Here is a 5059-nt window from a genome sequence, read left to right as displayed (position 1 = left end):
GATCTCTGTGGCCGGACATGACACCTCCATGACTCGAGAACCCAACGGGGGCAAATATGACCGCGGTCATGTTTCTTGTTACTCTAAGTTCATGAGTGCGAGTGAGCGCGTGACGCGCCGTAAGGAGGCGACCCGGCAGCGGATCGTTGAAGCTGCGCTGGATCTGTTCTTGGCGCAGGGGTTCGAGCAGACGTCGGTGGCGCAGATCTCAGAAGCCGCAGATATCGGCAAGGGGACGTTCTTCACATACTTCGCGACCAAGCAGGATGTGTTGTCCTTTCTGGGCGAGCAGGTCATGGCTGCCATGACGCTTGCGGACGCCCCGGGGGCTGGTGCGGCGGTGAGGCTGCAGCGGGTCTTCGGCGCTGCGGGTGACTGGTTCGTGGAGCACGAGGCGTCGGCGCGGCAGATGTGCATTGCCCGGATGTCGTCGTTGGGTCAGCGGGATGTGGCGTCGTCGCGGGGGCCGTTGTTCTCCCTGCTGGGGTCTGTCGTTGACGAGGGGATCGCGTCGGGTGAGTTCCGTTCGGTGGATCGCGACGCTGCTGTGACGATGATCGCATCGGCGTACTTCGCGCCCGTGGCGCAGTGGACGTGGGAAATGGAGGGCCCTGCCCTACCCCAGCGGTTGTCGGCCCAGCTGGACCTGGTGCTGGCGGCGCTGGTGTCCTGATGACTGTTTCGGCATCCCGGCGTGTGGTGGTGGCGTTGTGCGCGGCGACGGTGGGCATGTGCGCCTCGACGCTGCAGCAGACACTGCTGGCGACCGCGACCCCGACGATCATCGGCGAGCTGGGGCACCGCGACGCCTACGCATGGGTGTCGGGCATCTACCTGCTCGCCTCGACGCTGGTCCTGCCGTGGGCGGGTGTCGTCACCGATCGCGTCGGAGCTCGCCCGATGTACCTGGCCGGGATGGGCGTGTTCGGCCTGGCCACCGTCGGGGTGTGTCTCTCACACAGCATGGGCATGCTGTTGGTCTTCCGTCTGGTGCAGGGCGTGGGGGCCGGGTTGCTGGTCCCTGCAGCCTTGGCCGTGGTGGGGCTGCTCGACGATGATCGTGCACGGGGCCACGCCTTTGGCCTGATGGGCTTGGCGCAGGTGCTGGCGAATGTGGTCGGTCCGTTGTGGGGTGGCTGGGCCACCGAGTTCATCGGGTGGCGTTGGGGCATGGCCGCCACGGTCCCGTTTGTCGTCGCTGGGTGGGCTCTGGCGTCGATGTCGATGCCGACCGCGGCCCAGCCGGCGGGCTGGTGGCGGGTGCGGCACGGTGACATGGCGCTGCGGTCGGGCGGGTCCTCCCTGGCGGGGATCCTTGCCATGGCGTTCCTTCTGGGCGGGGTGATGGTGTCGGTGGTCACGTTCCTGCCCTGGGCGTTGCAGGCGGTGCACCATCTGGACGCATCGGCGATCGGCCGGCGGTTGCTGCCGATGCTGTTGGCTTCCGCGGTGGGCAGCGTGCTCGGTGGAACCCTCGCGTCACACCGTCGAGCCGTGACGGGATGCTGGCTCCTGCTGCTCGCCGCCTGCGCCGTGGCGGCCCCCGGGGGTGTCACGGCGTTGACGCTCGGCGCAGCCGGCGTCGGGCTGGGCTGCGGTGCGGCCCTGCCGGTGGTGCTCACTCGAACCCAGACAGCCGCCAGTGCCGGGCAGGTTGCTGGCGCCTCATCCCTGGTCCAACTGGCCCGCCATGCCGGCGCGGCACTGTTCCTCCCCATCCTCGGGTTGTGGCCGGCCCACACATCTGCACCCGTCGCCAGCGCGGGCCTTCTCATCTCGCTCTCCGCGGCTGCCGTCGGTGGCCTCGTCATCTCCTGGAGGACCTCATGACCATCCCGTTCATCGACGCGACCCTGGCCACCGGCGGTGGCAAGGCCGCCAACCTCGGCGAGCTGCAACGCGCTGGATTCCCCGTCCCCGACGGATTCGTCATCACTGCCGACACCTACCGCAACGCAGTCGCCGACCTGGACCTCGACGTGCTGCTCGCGCAGGGTCCGGACGCTGTCCGAGCGGCGGTGGAGGCCCAGCCCGTCCCCGCCCACGTCGCCCAAGAGATCACCAACCGACTGGCCACGTGGGGCGAGGGAACGGCAGTGGCCGTACGGTCCTCCGCCACAGCCGAGGACCTGCCCGACGCGTCCTTCGCCGGGCAGCAGGACACCTTCCTCGGCGTCGTCGGTGCTGAAGCCGTCCTGGATGCCGTGCGCCGCTGCTGGGGCTCGCTGTGGACCACCCGCGCCGTCGACTACCGCCAACGCAACGCCTTCGACCACCACAACGTCGCCCTCGCCGTCGTCATCCAGCGACTCGTCGACGCCGACACTGCTGGCGTCCTGTTCACCCGTGACCCGATCACAGGCAGCGAGGAGACACTCATCGACGCCTCCTGGGGGCTCGGGGAGAGCATCGTCTCCGGCGCCGTCACCCCCGACGAGTACCGCGCCACCACCGCCACGGTCCTCGAACGCCACCTCGGCGCCAAGCAGACCCGCATCGACCGCCACGGTGCCACCACCCGCACCACCAACGTCGCACCCGCCGACCAAACCCGGCTCTGCCTGACCGACACCCAGGTGCTCGAGCTCGCCCGCCTTGGGCAGGCCGTGCAGAACCACTACGGCATCGACATGGACCTGGAATGGGCCTACACGGGCAGCACCTTGTGGCTCCTCCAAGCGCGCCCCATCACCACCACTGCATCTGCGCCTGCCGAGACCCGGCAACCCCCGACGACCACCGTGTCCGGGCGCCGGATCGGGAAGGCGTCCCGCACCTTCCACACCGACCTCGTCGAGCACTACCCGGGCCCCTACCCGCTCGACCTCGCCGCGATCATCCCCATGCACCGCCAACTCCAGGCCGGGATGAGCAGCATCGGCATCACCTCCACCCCCATCGACCAGCTCATCGCCATGGAACCCGACGGGACGCTCACTGCCGCGTACCCCGACGTCCACCTCAGCTGGCGCCTGGCCCGGCTCCTCCGCTACCAAGCCCCCGACCCGGCTGGATGGCCCTCCGTGGAAGCCACCTATCGCAGGCAACTGGCTGCCGTCCTGCCCGCGGACCTCACCGCCGTTCCCAACCAGCACCTGCTGACGCTGCTCGACCAGGTGCTGGCGCTCGTGAGCGACATCGCCCGCGCGAGGTTCCTCGACTACGTCGGCCCCGCCCAACTCACCGCCCTGCGGCTGGGCCGCTACCTGGCCCTGGCCAGGCGGCGGGACCTCTACGCCTACGACCTACTCGGCGACCTCGAGTACACCACCGTGACGATCGACAAGGACCTCCACCGCCTCGCGGCCCTTGATCCCGAAAGCCCCGCCTACCGCGACGCCTACCAGCAATTTCTCGACCAGCACGGCGCCCGCACCACCCAGCTGTACCTTCCCTTCTCCCACCGCTCGTGGCGCGAGGACCACACCAGCCTCGACGCAACGCTCGCCGCCGTACGCCGCGCCCCAGACCGACCCAACGACACCGCCTCCCACCAGGATCTGGTCGACGAGATCACCCGAAGGCTCCCCAGCCCGGCCCGCCGCGGATTCGTCCGCACCCTGTGCGCCTGGCGGGACGGGCACGTCGCCCGGGAGGCATCGGTCTACCTCATCGAGGACGCCTACGTGATCGCACGCCGAGTCACCAACGAGATCGCCGCCCGGCTCCACCATCGACAAGCCCTCGACACGCCAGAGCACCTCAAGTACCTCACCCTGCCGGAGATCGCGACGGCGCTCACCGAACCTGCATCGACTCAGGAAACACGCGCGACCGCCAGCCAGCGTAAGGGTGACCGACCGCGCGCGGCTGCAGCTTGGTGGGCGCGGGCCGACCTGCCCGCGGACACCAGACTCGCCGGGGCCGCCGGCAGCCCGGGCCAGGCCACCGGCCCAGTACGAGTCATCACCGGGCCTCAGGACTTCGACCAGCTCCAGCCCGGCGACATCCTCGTGTGCCACTACACCGATCCGTCCTGGACACCCCTGTTCGGCCTCGCCGCCGCCATCGTCGCCGACACCGGAGGGCGTCTCTCCCACGCCGCCATCGTCGCCCGCGAATACGGCATCCCCGCAGTCATGGGCGCCGCAGGAGCCACAACCACCCTGACCAACGGCCAAATCATCACGATCAACGGCACCACCGGCACCATCACCATCTGACATCTGCAGCATGCGAGGCTCGCGGCAGATGTGTGATTTCGCTCTGTCGGTACTGTTCGTGCATGAATCCCGTGTTCCCTCCGAAGCTCCACATCGGCTCGCACGTGCGGGTTGTGGCACCTGCGCGCTCGCGCGCCATGGTCACTGACGGCAACGACAACGCTCGCATCGCCGAGGAACACCTCGCCGCGCTGGGCCTGTCCGTGTCCTACGGCGAACACGTGGACGAACGCGACCGCTACGACACGTCCTCGATCGCCTCGCGAGTGGCCGACCTGCACGCCGCGTTCGCCGACCCGAGCGTGGATGCCATCCTCACCGTCATCGGTGGTGCCAACAGCAACGAGCTGCTCCCGCACCTCGACTTCGACCTCATCGCGGCGAACCCGAAGATCCTGTGCGGCTTCTCCGACATCACCGCGCTGCAGAACGCGATCACCACCGCGACTGGCGTGGTCACCTACTACGGTCCGCACTGGTCCACCTTCGGGATGCGCGACCTGGGCGAGCAGACCGCCGCGTGGTTCCAGCAGGCCCTCATGTCGGAGGCTCCGGTGCACGTGATCGGTAGCGACTGGTTCACCGACGACCTGTGGTTCCTCGACCAGGATCACCGGACCAAGATTCCGACCGGGGGCTGGTGGCCCCTGCAGCCCGGCGATGCCGAGGGACGCGTCGTCGGCGCGAACCTGTGCACCCTGAACCTCCTGCAGGGGACCCGCTGGATGCCCACTCTCACTGATGCCGTCCTCATGCTCGAGGACGACGAGATCAGCAATCCCTACGCCTTTCGCCGCGATCTCAATTCACTCATGCAGCAGCCCGGAGCGGACACGGTACGAGGCCTGGTCATTGGACGATTCCAGCAGGCCAGCGAGATGGGCCGCGACGACCTG

At 68.6% G+C, this 5059-nt stretch carries 4 protein-coding genes; all 4 read left to right on the top strand.

Features of this window, described 5'->3' with window-relative positions:
• The first annotated feature begins 91 nt into the window (after nucleotides 1–91).
• Nucleotides 92–673, top strand: coding sequence for a TetR/AcrR family transcriptional regulator (locus tag ACHFFZ_RS05455; protein WP_232550213.1), 582 nt, complete (start codon nucleotides 92–94; stop codon nucleotides 671–673).
• The gene (locus ACHFFZ_RS05450) at nucleotides 673–1830 is read left to right on the top strand and encodes an MFS transporter (RefSeq protein ID WP_394275647.1); all 1158 of its coding nucleotides are present in this window, start codon (nucleotides 673–675) and stop codon (nucleotides 1828–1830) included. Before ACHFFZ_RS05455 ends, ACHFFZ_RS05450 begins: the two co-directional genes overlap by 1 nt.
• A complete protein-coding gene (locus tag ACHFFZ_RS05445) occupies nucleotides 1827–4163 on the top strand; it encodes a PEP/pyruvate-binding domain-containing protein (RefSeq protein WP_394275646.1) in 2337 nt (778 codons plus the stop codon). The genes ACHFFZ_RS05450 and ACHFFZ_RS05445 overlap by 4 nt, the downstream gene beginning before the upstream one ends.
• Before the next feature lie 62 nt (nucleotides 4164–4225).
• Nucleotides 4226–5059: S66 peptidase family protein (locus ACHFFZ_RS05440; RefSeq protein WP_394275645.1), on the top strand; the 834-nt coding region annotated here is incomplete at its 3' end.

It is taken from the genome of Luteococcus sp., assembly GCF_043424415.1.
Classification (GTDB): domain Bacteria; phylum Actinomycetota; class Actinomycetes; order Propionibacteriales; family Propionibacteriaceae; genus Luteococcus.
This window is presented reverse-complemented; position numbering and strand designations above follow the sequence as displayed.